Below are 511 nucleotides of genomic sequence, written 5' to 3' on the forward strand. Positions count from 1 at the left end.
CCTTTAATTCTGGGACAGCAGTGGCTCAGGGGTAGAGGTGCTGTTTTAGAGCACGGCAGATTCAAGGTTAGTTTATTTAGTGTCCCCGAAGCGGCAAAATCGGACTGCAGCACATAGACACCCCATTAAAGACACACAGTAATGAACTGCAAATACAGTACATTCATAGCCGATCCCAAAAGTAGAATAGTTCACATTCTAAAACGGTGCCTTCCAATACTTGATTCTGATTGGCTGGTTGCTGATCAGACCAGTGCCTAAAACACACTATAAAGGCACACCTCTAATCAGTTGATATCAAACACAGGTGCGATACTTCTTTCCACAGTGTAGTGAAGCTGAACCAGAGAAGGGAGCGCTTGATTTACTCTCAAATCCTTTTTCTGCTTTGTTATGGAATGGAGATGTTTATGATTTGATTCATGTTGTATCCATATTGTAACCGTTTTAGAATTGCAATAAGACACTTGAGGCCTTTGTGTTACGGTGTATTTTATCATTCCTGAGAGCT

At 41.5% G+C, this 511-nt stretch carries 1 protein-coding gene; it reads right to left on the reverse strand.

Features of this window, described 5'->3' with window-relative positions; genetic code table 11:
• Window positions 1–287: 287 nt before the first annotated feature.
• On the reverse strand, window positions 288–511 hold a 224-nt coding region (locus IEQ44_RS17120; protein WP_227487609.1), incomplete at its 5' end, for a hypothetical protein.

The organism is Nocardioides malaquae (genome assembly GCF_015070385.1).
Classification (GTDB): Bacteria; Actinomycetota; Actinomycetes; order Propionibacteriales; family Nocardioidaceae; genus Nocardioides; species Nocardioides malaquae.